Annotated in this window: 16 protein-coding genes and 2 pseudogenes; 12 read left to right on the forward strand and 6 right to left on the reverse strand. The window is 62.4% G+C overall.

What is annotated here, in order from left to right; translation table 11 throughout:
* Positions 1-20 precede the first annotated feature (20 nt).
* Both ubiE and ubiB read left to right on the forward strand, forming a co-directional pair.
* Positions 21-803, forward strand: a complete 783-nt coding sequence (gene ubiE, locus JJ889_RS00660; RefSeq protein ID WP_291890828.1) for a bifunctional demethylmenaquinone methyltransferase/2-methoxy-6-polyprenyl-1,4-benzoquinol methylase UbiE — start codon at positions 21-23, stop codon at positions 801-803.
* A gap of 87 nt (positions 804-890) precedes the next feature.
* The gene (ubiB, locus tag JJ889_RS00665; RefSeq protein ID WP_291890829.1) at positions 891-2,429 is read left to right on the forward strand and encodes a 2-polyprenylphenol 6-hydroxylase; all 1,539 of its coding nucleotides are present in this window, start codon (positions 891-893) and stop codon (positions 2,427-2,429) included.
* Here the strand turns inward: ubiB and JJ889_RS00670 are convergent.
* Positions 2,426-2,845, reverse strand: a complete 420-nt coding sequence (locus tag JJ889_RS00670) for an MAPEG family protein (RefSeq protein WP_291890830.1) — start codon at positions 2,843-2,845, stop codon at positions 2,426-2,428. The two genes, ubiB and JJ889_RS00670, sit on opposite strands and share 4 nt — an antisense overlap.
* Positions 2,846-2,968: 123 nt before the next feature.
* Here JJ889_RS00670 and coaBC point away from each other — a divergent pair.
* The 4 genes and pseudogenes from coaBC to JJ889_RS00695 all read left to right on the forward strand — a co-directional run.
* Positions 2,969-4,163, forward strand: a pseudogene (gene coaBC, locus JJ889_RS15865) (bifunctional phosphopantothenoylcysteine decarboxylase/phosphopantothenate--cysteine ligase CoaBC).
* A gap of 60 nt (positions 4,164-4,223) precedes the next feature.
* Complete coding sequence (gene dut, locus JJ889_RS00685) at positions 4,224-4,673, forward strand: dUTP diphosphatase (protein WP_291890833.1); 450 nt, start codon at positions 4,224-4,226, stop codon at positions 4,671-4,673.
* A 99-nt stretch (positions 4,674-4,772) separates the two neighbouring features.
* A complete protein-coding gene (locus JJ889_RS00690) occupies positions 4,773-5,180 on the forward strand; it encodes a DUF4279 domain-containing protein (protein WP_291890834.1) in 408 nt (135 codons plus the stop codon).
* Between the two features lie 27 nt (positions 5,181-5,207).
* Positions 5,208-5,312, forward strand: a pseudogene (locus tag JJ889_RS00695) (dUTP diphosphatase); the annotation flags it as partial.
* 20 nt (positions 5,313-5,332) lie between these two features.
* Here the strand turns inward: JJ889_RS00695 and JJ889_RS00700 are convergent.
* Positions 5,333-5,830 carry a hypothetical protein gene (locus JJ889_RS00700; RefSeq protein ID WP_291890836.1) on the reverse strand — a complete coding sequence of 166 codons (498 nt, stop codon included), beginning with the start codon at positions 5,828-5,830 and terminating at the stop codon, positions 5,333-5,335.
* Between the two features lie 204 nt (positions 5,831-6,034).
* Between JJ889_RS00700 and JJ889_RS00705 the strand changes: the two genes are divergently transcribed.
* Positions 6,035-7,168 (forward strand): serine hydrolase, encoded by a 1,134-nt coding sequence (locus JJ889_RS00705; RefSeq protein ID WP_291890837.1) that lies wholly within the window; start codon positions 6,035-6,037, stop codon positions 7,166-7,168.
* On the opposite strand, the gene JJ889_RS00710 is transcribed toward JJ889_RS00705, so the two are convergent.
* Positions 7,165-8,463 (reverse strand): ATP-dependent RecD-like DNA helicase, encoded by a 1,299-nt coding sequence (locus JJ889_RS00710; RefSeq protein ID WP_291890838.1) that lies wholly within the window; start codon positions 8,461-8,463, stop codon positions 7,165-7,167. The genes JJ889_RS00705 and JJ889_RS00710 overlap by 4 nt on opposite strands.
* Positions 8,464-8,823: 360 nt before the next feature.
* On the opposite strand from JJ889_RS00710, the gene JJ889_RS00715 reads away from it, so the two are divergent.
* A complete protein-coding gene (locus tag JJ889_RS00715) occupies positions 8,824-9,567 on the forward strand; it encodes a HesA/MoeB/ThiF family protein (RefSeq protein ID WP_366940041.1) in 744 nt (247 codons plus the stop codon).
* On the opposite strand, the gene JJ889_RS00720 is transcribed toward JJ889_RS00715, so the two are convergent.
* From JJ889_RS00720 to JJ889_RS00730, 3 genes are all read right to left on the reverse strand, one after another.
* Entirely contained in the window at positions 9,564-9,767 is a 204-nt protein-coding gene (locus tag JJ889_RS00720) for a hypothetical protein (RefSeq protein WP_291890840.1), read from the reverse strand. The two genes, JJ889_RS00715 and JJ889_RS00720, sit on opposite strands and share 4 nt — an antisense overlap.
* A gap of 78 nt (positions 9,768-9,845) precedes the next feature.
* Entirely contained in the window at positions 9,846-10,736 is an 891-nt protein-coding gene (locus JJ889_RS00725; RefSeq protein WP_291890841.1) for an MBL fold metallo-hydrolase, read from the reverse strand.
* Between the two features lie 11 nt (positions 10,737-10,747).
* Complete coding sequence (locus JJ889_RS00730; protein WP_291890842.1) at positions 10,748-10,990, reverse strand: hypothetical protein; 243 nt, start codon at positions 10,988-10,990, stop codon at positions 10,748-10,750.
* Positions 10,991-11,069: 79 nt separating this feature from the next.
* Here JJ889_RS00730 and JJ889_RS00735 point away from each other — a divergent pair, with 79 nt between their 5' ends.
* From JJ889_RS00735 to JJ889_RS00750, 4 genes are all read left to right on the forward strand, one after another.
* Entirely contained in the window at positions 11,070-11,630 is a 561-nt protein-coding gene (locus JJ889_RS00735) for an SH3 domain-containing protein (protein WP_291890843.1), read from the forward strand.
* An 86-nt stretch (positions 11,631-11,716) separates the two neighbouring features.
* Positions 11,717-12,235, forward strand: a complete 519-nt coding sequence (gene fabA, locus JJ889_RS00740; RefSeq protein ID WP_291890844.1) for a bifunctional 3-hydroxydecanoyl-ACP dehydratase/trans-2-decenoyl-ACP isomerase — start codon at positions 11,717-11,719, stop codon at positions 12,233-12,235.
* Between the two features lie 15 nt (positions 12,236-12,250).
* Entirely contained in the window at positions 12,251-13,465 is a 1,215-nt protein-coding gene (gene fabB, locus JJ889_RS00745; protein WP_291890845.1) for a beta-ketoacyl-ACP synthase I, read from the forward strand.
* A gap of 30 nt (positions 13,466-13,495) precedes the next feature.
* A complete protein-coding gene (locus JJ889_RS00750; RefSeq protein ID WP_291890846.1) occupies positions 13,496-14,311 on the forward strand; it encodes an enoyl-ACP reductase in 816 nt (271 codons plus the stop codon).
* Positions 14,312-14,332: the final 21 nt, after the last annotated feature.

Here is a 14,332-nt window from a genome sequence, read left to right on the forward strand (position 1 = left end):
CTTGTCCTATTTATCGCGCCATGACCCAGACGCAATCCGACGACAAAGTCTCCTTCGGTTTCAAGGATGTTGCCCGCGAGGACAAGGCTGGCCTTGTCCGCGGTGTCTTCGACAAGTCCGCACGCCGTTATGACCTGATGAATGACCTGATGTCCGTCGGTGTGCACCGCGCCTGGAAAGACATGGTCATGACGCGCGCCAACCCCCAGCCGGGCGAGACCCATCTCGATGTGGCGGGCGGCACCGGCGATCTGGCCCGCAGCTTCCTGACCAAGGCCGACCGCGCCGGTAAGCGCCGCGGCGCCGGGGCCCCGGCCAAGGCGATCGTTCTGGATATCAATGAGCAGATGCTGCGCGCCGGCGTGAAACGCGGCCTCTCGACCGAACATGACGGTCGCATCGACTGGGTGACCGGCAATGCTGAATGCCTGCCGCTGCCGGACCGGCATGTGGACTGCGTGACCATTTCCACCGGCATCCGCAACGTGACCAATCGCGATGCCGCGCTGAAGGAGATGCGCCGGGTGCTCAAACCGGGTGGACGTTTCCTGTGCCTGGAATTCACCCGTCCAACCAGCCGCGCCTGGGAAAAGATCTACGACGCCTGGTCTTTCAACGTGATGCCGGAGCTCGGCGCCCTCGTCGCCAAGGACCGTGAGAGCTATCAATACCTGGTGGAATCCATTCGTCGCTTCCCCGACCAGGAGAGCTTCAAGGCGGAAATCGAGGCGGCCGGCTTCCGCGAGGTCAGCTACACGAATTTCTCCGGTGGTATCGCTGCCCTGCATGTCGGCTGGCGCTAGGACCGTGGCCTCTGCTGGCCGGGACGCTCTGTCCGCGACTTCACGCCGCCCTCGCCAAGTGCGCAAAGGCGCTCTAAACCTCGCCCCATGATCTCGTCTCTCATGTCATTCCTGCGCCTGATCCGCGCTGTCTTCGTGCTGGCGCGCCATGACGCTGTCCTGCCGCGTGAATACCAGTCCATGCACCCGCCCATGGCACGCGTGCTGGGTCAGGTCTCGCGCCTGTTCGCCATTCGCGACCGCGCCGACAATCCCGGTGAGCGATTGGCACGTGCACTGGAGAAGCTGGGCCCCTCCTACGTCAAATTCGGCCAGGTCCTCGCCACGCGCGGAGACCTGATCGGTGAGCGTTTTGCCCGCGGCCTCGCGCGCCTGCAGGACAAGATGCCGGCCTTTGACGAGGACGAGGCCCGCGCGGTGATCGCCCGCGAGCTTGGCGCCCCGGCAGACGAGATCTTCGAGGAATTCGGCCCCGCAGTCGCGGCCGCGTCCATCGCCCAGGTGCACAAGGCAAAACTGGCCGATGGCCGCTGGGTCGCGGTCAAGATCGTGCGTCCGGGCATTGCCGACCGCATCGCCAGGGACATTCGCACGCTGACGCTTGGTGCGAGTTTGTCGGAGAGATTTGCCCCCGCCAGCAAACGCCTGGAACCAAAACTCTTCGTCGAGACGGTCGCGCGCTCCCTGCAGCTGGAAACGGATCTGCGCCTGGAGGCAGCGGCCGGCTCCGAGCTGTCGGAAGCTGCCAGCGCCGTCAGTCATTATCGCATCCCGTCCGTCGAATGGCCGCTATCGACCAAGAGCGTGCTGACAACCCAGTGGATCGACGGCATCGCCCTGAGCAATGACGCGGCCCTGAAGGACAGCAGCATCGACCGCAGGGCGCTCGCCACGACACTGACCCGCGCCTTCCTGGGCACCGCCCTGCATCGCGGCGTGTTTCACGCGGACATGCATGCCGGCAATCTCTTTGCCAGCGAGGACGGCACGCTGTGGGCTGTCGATTTCGGCATTATGGGCCGGATCGGCCGCGCCGAACGGCGTTTCCTGGCGCTGATCCTGCACGGCTTCCTGACCCGGAATTACAAGGCAGCTGCAGAGGCGCACTTTGCCGCGGGTTATGTTCCGGCCGATCATTCAGTTGACGATTTCGCCAGCGCCCTGCGCGCCGTGGGCGAACCGATCTTCGGCAAGAATGCCGACGAAGTGCCAATGTCGCGCGTGCTGTTGCAGCTGTTCGAGATCACCGACCTGTTCGACATGCGCCTGCGCCCCGAACTGGTGATGCTGCAAAAGACCATGGTCCAGTGCGAGGGCGTCGCCCGCTCGCTGGATCCACAGCACGACATGTGGGGCGCCTCAGCTCCCGTGGTCGAGGAATGGATGAAACGCGAGCTGGGACCGGAAGGCCGTGCCCGCGATTTCGCCGAAGATGTCAGCCGCCTCTATGGTGCCGCCCGCAAACTACCAGACGCCATCGAGGATTGGGCCGAGGTGGGGCGCAAGCTGAAAGCCGGTGAGCTGAAACTGGGCGGCGGGCCGCGCTTGCGTCCCTGGTTCCTGCGCCTGGCCTGGCTGGCTGGCGCGGCGGCAGCCGGAGCTGCCGCCATGGCCATGCTCGGCTAGACCGCGTGTAGCGCCAGCACAAAACGCACCCACATCGCCGCCAGGATCAGGAAACCGATCCGGTGCGTCAGGAAACGCAGGGCCATGTTGTTGATGCTCACATGCACTGCCGTGTGGGCGAAACGCGTGCCAACAAAGACCCAGGCGAGGGTAACCTGCAGGCTGTCGATCGTATCCGGCGTGACGGCCTGGAACAGGACCAGCACATAAAACAGGATCGGCAGCTCGAACAGGTTGGCGAGATTGCGCCCCCAATTGCCCAGCCAGTCCGGCGGCGGCGTTCCGGCCTTGGTCAGCGAATATTCCTCGCTCAACTGGCCTTTCGACTTCGCGATAACGCCAAAAATCGTCAGCATCAGATAAACAAAAAGTGTCAGCAGAGCGAGCGCCGACGCGGCCAGGATCATGTGTATCATAAAGCCCTCCCCAGGCATTGAAGCGCCAAGGCTAGCCCGTTTCGCCTGCTTGTCGAGACGTTCAGGGCTTGGGATTGGCGCAGCGAACCGCTAGGTAGAGACAGAACAGTGAAAGGTCCGGGCGTGACAGACAAACGCGTGCTCTTGATCATCGGCGGCGGCATCGCTGCCTACAAGTCCCTGGAATTGATCCGCGAACTCTCGCGCCGGTCGATTGCCTCGCGCTGCATCCTGACCAAGTCCGGGGCGGAATTCGTGACGCCGTTGAGCGTTTCTGCCCTGTCCGGCGACAAGGTCTATGGCGATCTGTTTGACCTCACCGACGAAGCGGAAATGGGCCATATCGAACTCTCCCGGTCCGCGGATCTCGTCGTGGTCTCTCCGGCCACCGCTGACCTGATGGCCAAGGCCGCCAACGGGCTGGCCAATGATCTCGCCTCCACCACATTGCTGGCCACGGACAAGCCGGTGCTGATGGCGCCTGCCATGAATGTGCGCATGTGGGAACACCCGGCCACCCAGCGAAATCTGGCGACGCTCAGGGGTGATGGCGTACATTTTGTCGGTCCTGACGAAGGCGACATGGCCTGTGGCGAATTCGGCCCGGGGCGCCTGGCAGAACCGCCGGTGATTGCCGATGCCATCGAGGCCCTGCTGAATGACTAGCCCGCTTGCCGGACGCCGCATCGTCATGACAGCCGGCCCGACGCTGGAAGCGATCGACCCGGTACGCTTCATTTCCAACCGTTCCTCGGGCAAACAGGGTTATGCCCTCGCATCAGCCTGCGCCGAGCTGGGCGCGGAGGTCGTCCTGGTCTCGGGCCCGACCGCGCTGAATGATCCGGCGGGTGTCGAAACTGTCCGCATCGAAAGCGCCCGCGACATGCTCGCCGCCGTCGAAACGGCCCTGCCTGCCGATGTCTTCATCGCCGTTGCCGCGGTCGCAGACTGGCGACCGGCAGAAGCGCACGACCGGAAAATCAAGGGCAACAAAGGCGAGATGGGTTCCCTGGCCCTGGTGGAAAATCCCGACATTCTCAAGACCATCAGCCAGCGCAAAGATGAACGCCCCGGCCTGGTGATCGGTTTTGCTGCCGAGACCCATGAAGTCGAGGACCACGCCCGCCAGAAACTGGCCCGCAAGGGCTGTGACTGGATCGTCGCCAATGATGTTTCCGGCGATGTGATGGGAGGCGACGAGAACGCTATCGCGATCGTTTCCAGTGATGATGTGTGGCGGTCCCAGCGCGCTTCCAAACCGGAAATCGCGGGACTGATCGCGCAACGCATTGCCCAGGCCGTCGTGGAAACCTGCTGATCAAGACTGGCCAGAAGGTGCAAAACTGGCTTTCCTGCGCCCGTGACGAGGGAGCACGCCATGAACACTGTCGACGTACGCATCAAGCCGCTGGAAAACTATGAAGGCCTGGAGCTTCCGGTCTATGAGACCGCGCAATCAGCCGGCATGGATCTGCGCGCCGCAGTGGCGGAGGACGTCGCTATCCCGCCCGGTGAATGGCGGTTGATCCCGGTGGGTATCGCCATCGCCCTGCCCGCCGGTTTTGAAGCCCAGGTCCGCCCGCGCTCCGGCCTGGCGGCAAAACACGGCATTTCCTGCGTGAATACGCCCGGCACGATCGACGCGGATTATCGCGGCGAGATCAAGGTCAATCTGATCAATCACGGCAAGGTCGAATTCAACGTCAAGCGCGGCGACCGCATCGCACAGATGATCGTCGCCCCGGTCACCCAGGCGGTTTGGCAGGTTGCTGAAACCCTGGATGAGACCGAGCGTGGCTCGGGTGGTTTCGGGTCCACAGGCGTGTAGGGAACAGCCCGAGCGGCCGAGGACCATCGTCGTCATTCTCGGCGGCTGCGCCGAGCGTTGTCTCTCGACGGCATTGTTCGAGGAGCAGGATAACCCCAAATGTCTCAGTCCGCAGCTTCACTTCACGTGATCGGCAATGATCTCGACCCTGAAGAAGTCACCCGCTTGCTCGGGGTAGATCCAACATCTGCAGAAGCGAAGGGCGATCGCGTCGAAATGCCCTCGGGCAAGCTGAGGATCGCCAAAACGGGTCATTGGCGCTTCAAGATAGATCGGCGATCTCCGGCGGATCTGGATGGGCAGATATCCGAGTTGTTTTCGGTGACAAGTCAGGATCTCGATGACTGGACAACACTGAGAAAACGTTTCGTCATCCGAGTCTTTTGTGGACTTATGATGTCAGATTGTAACGAAGGACTTCCTCTGACCGCCCTCACGATCCAAGCCCTGGCCGAACGCGGAGCAGAGATCGACTTCGACCTGTATGCCCCCGACACTGAGAGCTAAGCCGTGAGCTGCTCCACGCCGCTTCCAAAGAAAGTCGCACAGATGATCGTCGCCCAGGCCGTCTGGCAGGTTGCTGAAACCCTGGACGAGACCGAACGTGGTTCGGGAGGTTTCGGGTCCACAGGCGTGTAGACCCGAAATCCTGAATCTGCCTAGCGCTCTGCGCGACAGGTGCCCTGATAATTATATCCGGCGATGGTGCCGTCTGGGTCCAGTGCAATGCGGGTTGTACAGACTTCCGCGCCGCGCGATCGCGTCGCCGTTATGCCATTGCCGGTATTGGTAGAACCACCAACCGGAGCCCGGGTCGATCCGCTGCCGCTGGATGCCCCGCCGCTCGGCGGTGTGCCGGAACTCTGGCTGGTTGCCGGAACGACCGTTGCATTGTCGCTTTCATAGGCAAAGGAGCCGCTCGCACTGCCATCCACGTCGTCCGAGGCCGTTCCAGCGCCGTTGCGATCATCAGAGCGCGACTGGAAGGTCCAGATCTCGCCACCGCCCTCACGCAGGCTCCGCTGCGACGGCATGCCCAGCATGCTCACCGCCGCGCGATAATCCTGTCCGACAAGTGTATCCAACTGAGTGTCATAGGCCGGATTGCTCCCAGCCTGAGCGGTCGACGCCAACAGCGCCGCTGTAAGTCCCAGCATGATTTTCCTCTAAGATTTCTTCTGCGATCTTCAATTGATAGAGCGCAGCCCGGGTCGAATCCTGTTGAAATCATTACTGGTTGGTAATCTTGGGGTGCGTGGGGGACACCGGGTTGCAAAGTCCCTGTGGTCGGCCACGACGTAGACAGGCTTTATGCCGCCTCGGCCTGCCCGTCGCAGCCATGATCCCGAGGACCCAGCATGATGACCAGCACACTCAGACAATCCGTTCATCGCCTTTCGATTGGCCTGGCCAGCGCAGCCTGCCTGCTCGCGGCGCCCGCCGCCTGGGCCCAGACCTCCAATGACGCGACGCTCGCTGCACTGGCGGAGGATACGCGTGACAGCTGGGGCAGCCCGGCTGTCGGATTGATGCAATTGCGCGAAGGAGAGGTCCATATCGGTGTCGCAGGACTGCGTGATGTCAGCGACACGGCGGAGGTCTCCACGGACGATCTCTGGCACCTCGGTTCAAACACCAAGTCGATGACGGCGACCCTTGTTGCCCGTCTGGCTGAGAGTGGTGTGATCAGCTGGGACGACACGGTCAGCCAGCATCTCGGCGAACATCTGGAGCTCATTGATCCGGGGTTTCACGACGTCACCTTCCGGCACCTGCTGAGCCATCATTCCGGGGCGCCGGCCAATATCGGCCAAGCCTATATGATGATGTTCGCGCTGGAGCGTGAGGGCGGTCGCCCGCTTCCGGAACAACGGCTGAGTTATGCGGGTCATATCCTGGCCCTGCCGCCTGAAAGCGAGCCGGGTTCGACCTATCTCTATTCCAACGCCGGCTATGTCATCGCTGGCGCCATGCTCGAACAGGCGACGGGGGAAGCCTGGGAAGTCCTCATCGAACGCGAAGTCATGACCCCGCTGGGCATTGATGATTTCGGATTTGGTGCGCCGGGCTCCACGGAAGTGATCGATCAACCACGCGGCCATCTCGATGGTTCACATGGCAATCCGGCGGCCATGTCCGGCCCGACCGCCGACAATCCGCCAGTGCTTGGCCCGGCCGGTACCATGCACATGTCACTGCCCGACTACGCGCTCTACCTCCAGGCCCATATCGATGGCGGCCGCGGGGTCGAGACAGGTTTCCTGAGCCAGGAAAGCTGGGACATCCTCCACACAAGGCCGTTCGAAGCCGGTTATGCGATGGGCTGGGGTCTGGGCTCTGACGAACTCCAGCACTCCGGCTCCAACAGGATGTGGCTGATGCATACGGTGATTGTGCCGGAACAACAGATGGGCGCGGTCATCGCCATGAACCGCATGCGCACGGGAAACGCCGGCGCACTCCTGCGGGAAATCGCGACAACAGCGCGGGACTAACCCAGGCTGATCGGCGCCGGGTCGCAGAAACTGCGCACATCGAAGATCCGCGGGTCGGAGATGATATCGCCCGGCGTCAGGGGGCGGGACAGCTCTAGGCCTTCCAGGGAGCGCGCGCGTGACAGGGCGACATAGGCCTGACCGTGGGCGAACAGACGACGGGCGAGGTCCAGATACACATTGTCCAGGGTCAGACCCTGGGCCTTGTGAATCGTCATCGCCCAGGCGAGCCGCAGGGGATACTGGGTGAAACTGCCGGCAGTTGTCTTGGTCAGCGCCTGCGCTGCCGCATCAAAGGCATAGGCATTGCGCTCCCATTTCTGCGGTTCGATGGCATAGATGTTCTCGCCGATGCGCACGCGCACGGCTTTCTCGTCAAACCCCTCAACCTCCCCCAGCGTGCCATTGACCCAGCGCCCCTGAGGATCGTTGCGGGTCAGCATGACGCGCGCGCCGATCTTGAGGACCAGCGGGTCCTCGACCGGGAAGAGGCGCGGATCGAACTGACCCTCGACCTTGCCCTCATAGGTGCGTTCCGGTGTCGCCAACCCCTGGATGCGCGCCTGGTTGATGCGGAAGGCGGCCTCATTGGTCGAGGTCAGCACGATATGGCTGAGACTGGCTTCAAGGCCCGACCGCCCGGTCACCCGGTCATTCAGATCGGCGGCCTCGTCGGAGGTCAGATCCCCGTCGCGCACGGCGTTGAGGATGTTGATGAAATACTCGTCGGTCTGGCGAAACACCTGTTCCAGCTCGACCAGGGTAAAACCGGCATCGCGGAAGGGCGTCGGGTGGAAGAAGAACGGCCCGCCATGTTTGGCTTCCAGATACTCCGCCTCGGCGCCCTGGATAACCGGCGGCAATTGCGCCAGATCCCCGACCAGGATCACCTGTACCCCGCCAAACGGCTCGTCCCGTTCCCGGTTGAGGCGCAGGGATTTGTCGATCGCCCACATCATGTCCGAGCGCACCATGGAGATCTCGTCGATCACCAGGGTTTCCAGCGCCTGCACCACCCGGCGGTGACGCACCTTGCGGATATCGCGCGCCTCGATCAGGCGCGGCGGGAAGTGGAAGAAAGAGTGGATGGTCTGACCACCGGCCTGCATGGCCGCGACACCCGTTGGCGCCAGCACAGCCGCCCGGCTGCCCGCCCGGCGCAGGAATTCGCGCATCAACGTCGTCTTGCCGGTACCCGCTCGCCCGGTCAGGAAGACATTGGGCCGCTGTTCGAACAGGTATTCGATCAGACGGGTCTGGTGCTGGGAGAGTTGCGGCGCAGGTAGTGTGGACATGGACGCAAACTGCGCGGGTTCGGCCAAACTTGAAAGAGACCAATGCGGCACGCCGCGTGGATAGCGGAAAACTTATCCACACCACCCCGGCCAGCCCCATAATGCGTCTCATCCGGATCGGGGAGGCGTCGGCCGCGCAATCGACGGTCCGGGTGGGTGGCGATCGACGGATCACCGGCGAAGACAGATGGCGGGCTCCGCCCAGAAGTCCATCCGAGTCAGCAGGCTGCCCGCGGAACACCACAGGTACCGCCTCTTTCATCTGAAACACGTCCGGTGTTCCGCATCCTCCCCACATCTCCAGCGCGAGGGCGTCTGGAGCTTCCGGTGCTTGATCTCGCGCGCGATATTCTCCACCTCTTGTCCATGAGCATTGATGTCGAACGTTATGCACGCCATCTCGTCCTGCGCGAGATTGGCGGGCCGGGCCAGCAAGCCCTTGCCCGGGCCGATATCGGAATTGTCGGCGCGGGAGGGCTGGGATCACCCGCAGCGCTGTATCTGGCCGCCGCAGGCGTCGGCAGACTGCGCCTGGTTGATCCGGACGTAGTCAGCCTGTCAAACCTCCAGCGCCAGGTCCTCTTTCAGTCAGACGATGTGGGCAAGCCAAAGGTCGAGCGCGCCTCAGACCACCTCAACGCGCTGAACCCGGCCCTTCAGGTCGACACGCACGCCGTCGGCATTGACGACAGCAATGCCTCCGAGCTTCTGCAGGGTTGCGATCTAGTGCTGGATGGCTGTGACAATTTCCCGACCCGTTTCGCAGTGGACAAGGCCAGCCGGGCGCTCGGCATCCCGCTGGTCTCCGGCGCTGTGGGGCGCTGGGATGGCCAGCTCGGCGTGTTCAATCACACACCTGCATCGCCGTGTTACCGCTGCTGGGTCCCGGCGCCACCACCGGACGCGGAAACCTGCGCTGCGGTCGGCATCGTCGGCGCCCTGACCGGTATCATCGGCTCGATGATGGCGCTGGAGGCGATCAAGCTCGTATGCGAGGCGGGAGACAGCCTGGATGGCCGCATGATGCTGTTTGACGGCCTGTCGATGACCAGCCGAACCGTCAAGCTGACCAGGGATCCTGCCTGTTGTGGGTGTGGCAACTAGCGCTTGGCTGTCAATTGCAGCCCGGCGCCAATCGCCACGCCCGGCAAGATGCCGAAGAGCAAGCCAAGCAGCATGTTTCCGGTGCTCAGGGAGATAATAACCCAGAGGAAGAGGCCAATACCCGCCCCGGCCGCAAAACCGAGGGGTTTGGGCATGCCGGTGCGCTTTTTCGGGGCGGGCGTGGGGTCTGTCTCAGTCATGAGCCAGACCCTATCCGGCCAAACCTCTCGGGACTCTGATTATCCCTTTAAATTCCTGACAGGAATCTGACGCGCCAGTTATCGCGCCGTGGCGTCATAATAGAGGGTGTCGACCATGCGCTCAGTGGTGATGAACGCCCAGTTCCAGTCCTCGTGATAGTCCGCCAGCGGCTCGGCAGCCCGCACCGCCTCGAGATCCGCACCACCTTCAACCAGGCTGCGAACGCGGAAGGAAGTCTCGCGAAGCATATCGATCGACCGCATCAGATCTTCACGGGTCGACATCGGGCCGTGGCCCGGAATGATGCGGGTATCGTCGGATGCCATCTCATAAGCCGCTTCCATCGCAGCCAGATAGCCATCGACCGTGCCGCCACCATTGAGATCAATGAAGGGGAACATGCCGGAAAAGAAGATATCGCCCATGTGCAGGATATCGGCTTCGCGGAAATAGACGATCGCATCGCCATCGGTATGCGCCGCCGGCAGGTGGCTGACCTCGACCGTCTGACCATTCATGTGGAAGGTCAGGTCATCACCGAAGGTGAGGATCGGCAAGGTCGCTTCCTGGATCCAGGTCTGCGGGGATTCTGCCAGGCGCGAGCGGATGTTGTGGTGGGCGGCGACCGTCGCGCCACGCTCGGCAAAATGCGCGTTACCGCCAGCATGGTCACCGTGATAGTGCGTGTTGACGATGAAACGGGGAGCATCATCTCCAGCGAGCTCCACGACAGCCCCCTCGATCAAGGCTCCTGTATTGGGCAGCTGATCATCGATCAGGACCGCGCCATCCTCACCAACCAACAGACCGAGATTGCCGGCAATGCCGGTCGAAAGCATGAAAATGCCGTCGCCCAACTCGGTTGTCTCTACGGTGATCTCGTTATCCTGGGCGACCGCATCCGTGCCGCCAATACTTGCAGCGGCCAGGGCAGCTGCCACACCTGTAATCGCCAAGCGAAAACCCATTGTTCCCTCCGTTAGTCTGCCGATCCTCCGTCGGCGTCCTCTTGGGATATAGGTGGCTCATCGGAATTTGCATCATCACCATCGTGTGAATCTACGGGCTCACCGAGGGCAAGCGCCCAGATAAGCGACAGGGCTGCGCCCATGCCCACGCCAAGAGCCACATTGCCCATAGCCGTGCCGAGCGCGATTCCAGTACCGATTCCAAGAGCGATACCAACACCCCAGTTTGGTTTGCGCTTTGCCATCTTCGCCATTTCAATCCTCCAGATCAGCCGACGAATTTACCCGGCGTTCACCCTGTTCGGGCAGAGGGAATAGGTAAGGGAGTTTACCATGTTTCGACTGACCGCCTGTATCGCCGCTCTTGCTGTCTCCGCAGCGACCCACGCCCAGACGCGTGACACCGATACACCGTCCGGTCAGCCGGTGCCGCGTTTTGTCAGCCTCAAGTTTGACGTCGCCAATGGTCGCTCCGGCCCCTCCCAGGCGCATCCGATCGCCTGGCGCTACCTGCGTTCCGGCCTGCCCATGGAAGTCATCGCGGAAACCCAGGACTGGCGCCGGGTACGTGATCCGGAGGGCGAAGTCACCTGGATGCACCGCTCCATCCTGTCCGGCCGGCGTTCCGTCTTCACCGCGCAGGAGACCGAGCTCCGCGCCCGTGCTGAAGACGATGCCCCGCTGGAAGCCATTGCAGATGCCGGAGTTGTCCTGTCTCTGGAACGCTGCCGCTCCGGCTGGTGCCGCGTCGAGGGCCAAGGCTATCGCGGATGGGTCGATGCGAGCCATCTTTGGGGCGTATATAGCGAAGAACGTGGCGGCGATAATGCTGCAGATGCTAACGGCATCCCCAACTTGAGCGCCACTCTCACGCGTGATACCGCTCTGCGTTAAGTCCCCGGTTCGCTTCACGACCGGGCCCCATTTCCCAGCCCGGTGAGCGCCCGTGCCGCTCCCCTGCGGCGCAACTGAATGGCTACATGACTGAACGCCAAAGCTCCTTCAGCTACGAAGACCTGATCGCCTCCTCTGACGGCCGCATGTGGGGCGAGGGCCGCTCCAAGCTACCGGCGCCGCCGATGCTGATGATGGACCGCATCACAACGATCAATGATGACGGTGGCGAGCATGGCAAGGGCTATATCGAGGCGGAACTCGACATCAAGAAAGACCTCTGGTTCTTCGATTGCCACTTCAAGGGCGATCCGGTGATGCCGGGCTGCCTGGGCCTCGACGCCATGTGGCAGCTGACCGGCTTTTTCCTGTGCTGGGGTGGTAGCCCTGGCCTGGGTCGCGCCCTAGGTGTGGGGGAGGTCAAATTCACGGGCCAGATCACGCCGGAGACCAAGCTGGTAAAATATGTGATCCATTTCAAACGCGTCATCCGCCGCAAGCTGATCATGGCCATCTCCGATGGTCATGTCGAAGCGGACGGAAAGATTATCTACACTGCCAAGGACATGCGCGTCGGTCTGTTCCAGCCCGGCGAAATGGCCTGATCGAGGAGTTGGACTATGCGTCGTGTCGTAATCACGGGTCTGGGCGTTATCTCGCCCATTGGTAACAACGCTGCCGAAGTCACGCAGTCCCTCAAGGACGGCAAGAGCGGCATCGGTCGCATGGAGAGCTTCGCCGAACACGGCTTCAAGTGTCAGGTCGGTGGCAAGCCGTCGATCGATCCGGCCGAGCATGTCGACAAGCGGGTCTATCGTTTCATGTCGGAAGGCGCTGGCTGGAACTACATGGCCATGGAACAGGCCATCGAGGATGCCGGCCTGCCGGAAGGCGATATCTCTCACGAGCGCACCGGCATTATCATGGGCTCTGGCGGTCCGTCCGCCGGCACCATTGTCAGCGCTGCCGACGTGACCCGCGAAAAGGGCCCGCGCCGCATTGGACCGTTTGCGGTTCCCAAGGCGATGAGCTCGACAGCGTCAGCCACCCTGGCCACGCCGTTCAAGATCCTGGGCGTGAACTATTCCATCACCTCTGCCTGCACCACCTCACTGCACTGTATCGGCGCCGCTGCCGAGCAGATCCAATGGGGCAAGCAGGACGTCATGTTCGCGGGCGGTTGCGAGGAGATCCACTGGGCCCTCTCCAACCTGTTCGACGCGATGGGCGCCATGTCCACGAAATACAATGACACGCCGACCGAAGCCTCGCGTGCCTTCGACAAGGACCGAGACGGTTTTGTCGGTGGTGCCGGCGCCGGTGTCGTCATCCTCGAGGAATACGAGCGGGCCAAGAAGCGCGGCGCACCGATCTATGCGGAGATCACCGGTTATGGCGCCACCTCCGACGGTTACGACATGGTCGCCCCGTCCGGCGAAGGCGCTGTGCGCTCGATGAAACTGGCGATGGAAACCGTCAACGGTCCGATCGACTATCTCAACCCGCACGCCACGGCGACTCCGGTTGGCGACATCAAGGAAATGGAAGCGGTCAAGCAGGTCTTCGGCGACAATGCGCCAATGATCTCCGGCACCAAGTCAATGACGGGTCACTCCCTGGGCGCCGCCGGCGTTCACGAAGCGATCTACACGCTGTTGATGATGAAGAACGACTTTGTCGCGCCGTCCATCAACGTCTTCGACATGGACCCGGACATTGCCGCGCTCAACCTGCCGATCGTCACCGAGGCGCGTGATGCCGACCTCAAGACGACCATGTCGAACTCCTTCGGCTTTGGCGGCACGAACGGCACGGTTGTCTTCCAGAAAGTCTAATCCTGCACGAATTTCAAAAAGGGGAATCCCATGGCGGATACCGTTTTTCCATCTGGTGAATTGATGAAGGGCAAGCGCGGGCTTGTCATGGGCGTGGCGAACAAGAACTCGATCGCCTGGGGCATTGCCCAGCAGCTTGCTGCACAGGGCGCCGAGCTGGCTTTCTCCTATCAGGACGAAGCCCTGGAGCGCCGCGTTCGTCCGCTGGTTGAGAGCCTGCCGGGCAATCCGACCATGGTTCAGGCCGACGTCACCGACGACGCCTCCATGGATGCCTGCTTCAACACCATCAAGGACCAGTGGGGCACGATGGACTTCCTCGTTCACGCCATCGCATTTGCGGGCAAGGACGAGCTGGTCGGCTCCTTCACCGAGAATACCTCCCGCGAAGGCTGGCGCCGCGCAATGGAAATCTCGGCCTTCTCCTTTGTCGACGCCGGCAAGCGGGCCTCGCACCTGATGCCCAATGGCGGCTCCATGGTCACCCTGACCTATCTCGGCGCTGAACGTGTTGTTCCGTCCTACAATGTCATGGGTGTCGCCAAGGCCGCGCTGGAAGCCTCCACGCGCTACATGGCCCGCGACCTCGGCCCGAGCGGCATCCGCGTCAACGCGCTGTCTGCCGGCCCGATGCGCACCCTTGCGATGGCCGGCATTTCCGGCGGCAAGTCGCTGATGAAAACCGGTCGTGAATGGTCGATGATGAAGGAAGACACCAAGATGGAAGGTGTGGCCGGCGCCGCGCTCTACCTGCTGTCTGATCTCGGCTTCTCCTGCACGGGCGAGACCCTGCACGTCGATGCCGGCTTCCACGCCGTGGCCGTGCCGAGCACGGACGACGACTAAGTCTCGAGCTCAGCTCAATAG

It is taken from the genome of Maricaulis sp. (assembly GCF_017643475.1).
In the GTDB taxonomy this organism is placed as follows: Bacteria; Pseudomonadota; Alphaproteobacteria; order Caulobacterales; family Maricaulaceae; genus Maricaulis.

What these genes read in the sequence shown, in the direction of transcription:
- ubiE (WP_291890828.1), top strand. Translation starts at nt 21, where the DNA reads ATGACCCAGACGCAATCCGACGACAAAGTCTCCTTCGGTTTCAAGGAT.
- ubiB (WP_291890829.1), top strand. Translation starts at nt 891, where the DNA reads ATGATCTCGTCTCTCATGTCATTCCTGCGCCTGATCCGCGCTGTCTTC.
- JJ889_RS00670 (WP_291890830.1), bottom strand. Translation starts at nt 2,845, where the DNA reads ATGATACACATGATCCTGGCCGCGTCGGCGCTCGCTCTGCTGACACTT.
- dut (WP_291890833.1), top strand. Translation starts at nt 4,224, where the DNA reads ATGAACACTGTCGACGTACGCATCAAGCCGCTGGAAAACTATGAAGGC.
- JJ889_RS00690 (WP_291890834.1), top strand. Translation starts at nt 4,773, where the DNA reads ATGTCTCAGTCCGCAGCTTCACTTCACGTGATCGGCAATGATCTCGAC.
- JJ889_RS00700 (WP_291890836.1), bottom strand. Translation starts at nt 5,830, where the DNA reads ATGCTGGGACTTACAGCGGCGCTGTTGGCGTCGACCGCTCAGGCTGGG.
- JJ889_RS00705 (WP_291890837.1), top strand. Translation starts at nt 6,035, where the DNA reads ATGACCAGCACACTCAGACAATCCGTTCATCGCCTTTCGATTGGCCTG.
- JJ889_RS00710 (WP_291890838.1), bottom strand. Translation starts at nt 8,463, where the DNA reads ATGTCCACACTACCTGCGCCGCAACTCTCCCAGCACCAGACCCGTCTG.
- JJ889_RS00720 (WP_291890840.1), bottom strand. Translation starts at nt 9,767, where the DNA reads ATGACTGAGACAGACCCCACGCCCGCCCCGAAAAAGCGCACCGGCATG.
- JJ889_RS00725 (WP_291890841.1), bottom strand. Translation starts at nt 10,736, where the DNA reads ATGGGTTTTCGCTTGGCGATTACAGGTGTGGCAGCTGCCCTGGCCGCT.
- JJ889_RS00730 (WP_291890842.1), bottom strand. Translation starts at nt 10,990, where the DNA reads ATGGCGAAGATGGCAAAGCGCAAACCAAACTGGGGTGTTGGTATCGCT.
- JJ889_RS00735 (WP_291890843.1), top strand. Translation starts at nt 11,070, where the DNA reads ATGTTTCGACTGACCGCCTGTATCGCCGCTCTTGCTGTCTCCGCAGCG.
- fabA (WP_291890844.1), top strand. Translation starts at nt 11,717, where the DNA reads ATGACTGAACGCCAAAGCTCCTTCAGCTACGAAGACCTGATCGCCTCC.
- fabB (WP_291890845.1), top strand. Translation starts at nt 12,251, where the DNA reads ATGCGTCGTGTCGTAATCACGGGTCTGGGCGTTATCTCGCCCATTGGT.
- JJ889_RS00750 (WP_291890846.1), top strand. Translation starts at nt 13,496, where the DNA reads ATGGCGGATACCGTTTTTCCATCTGGTGAATTGATGAAGGGCAAGCGC.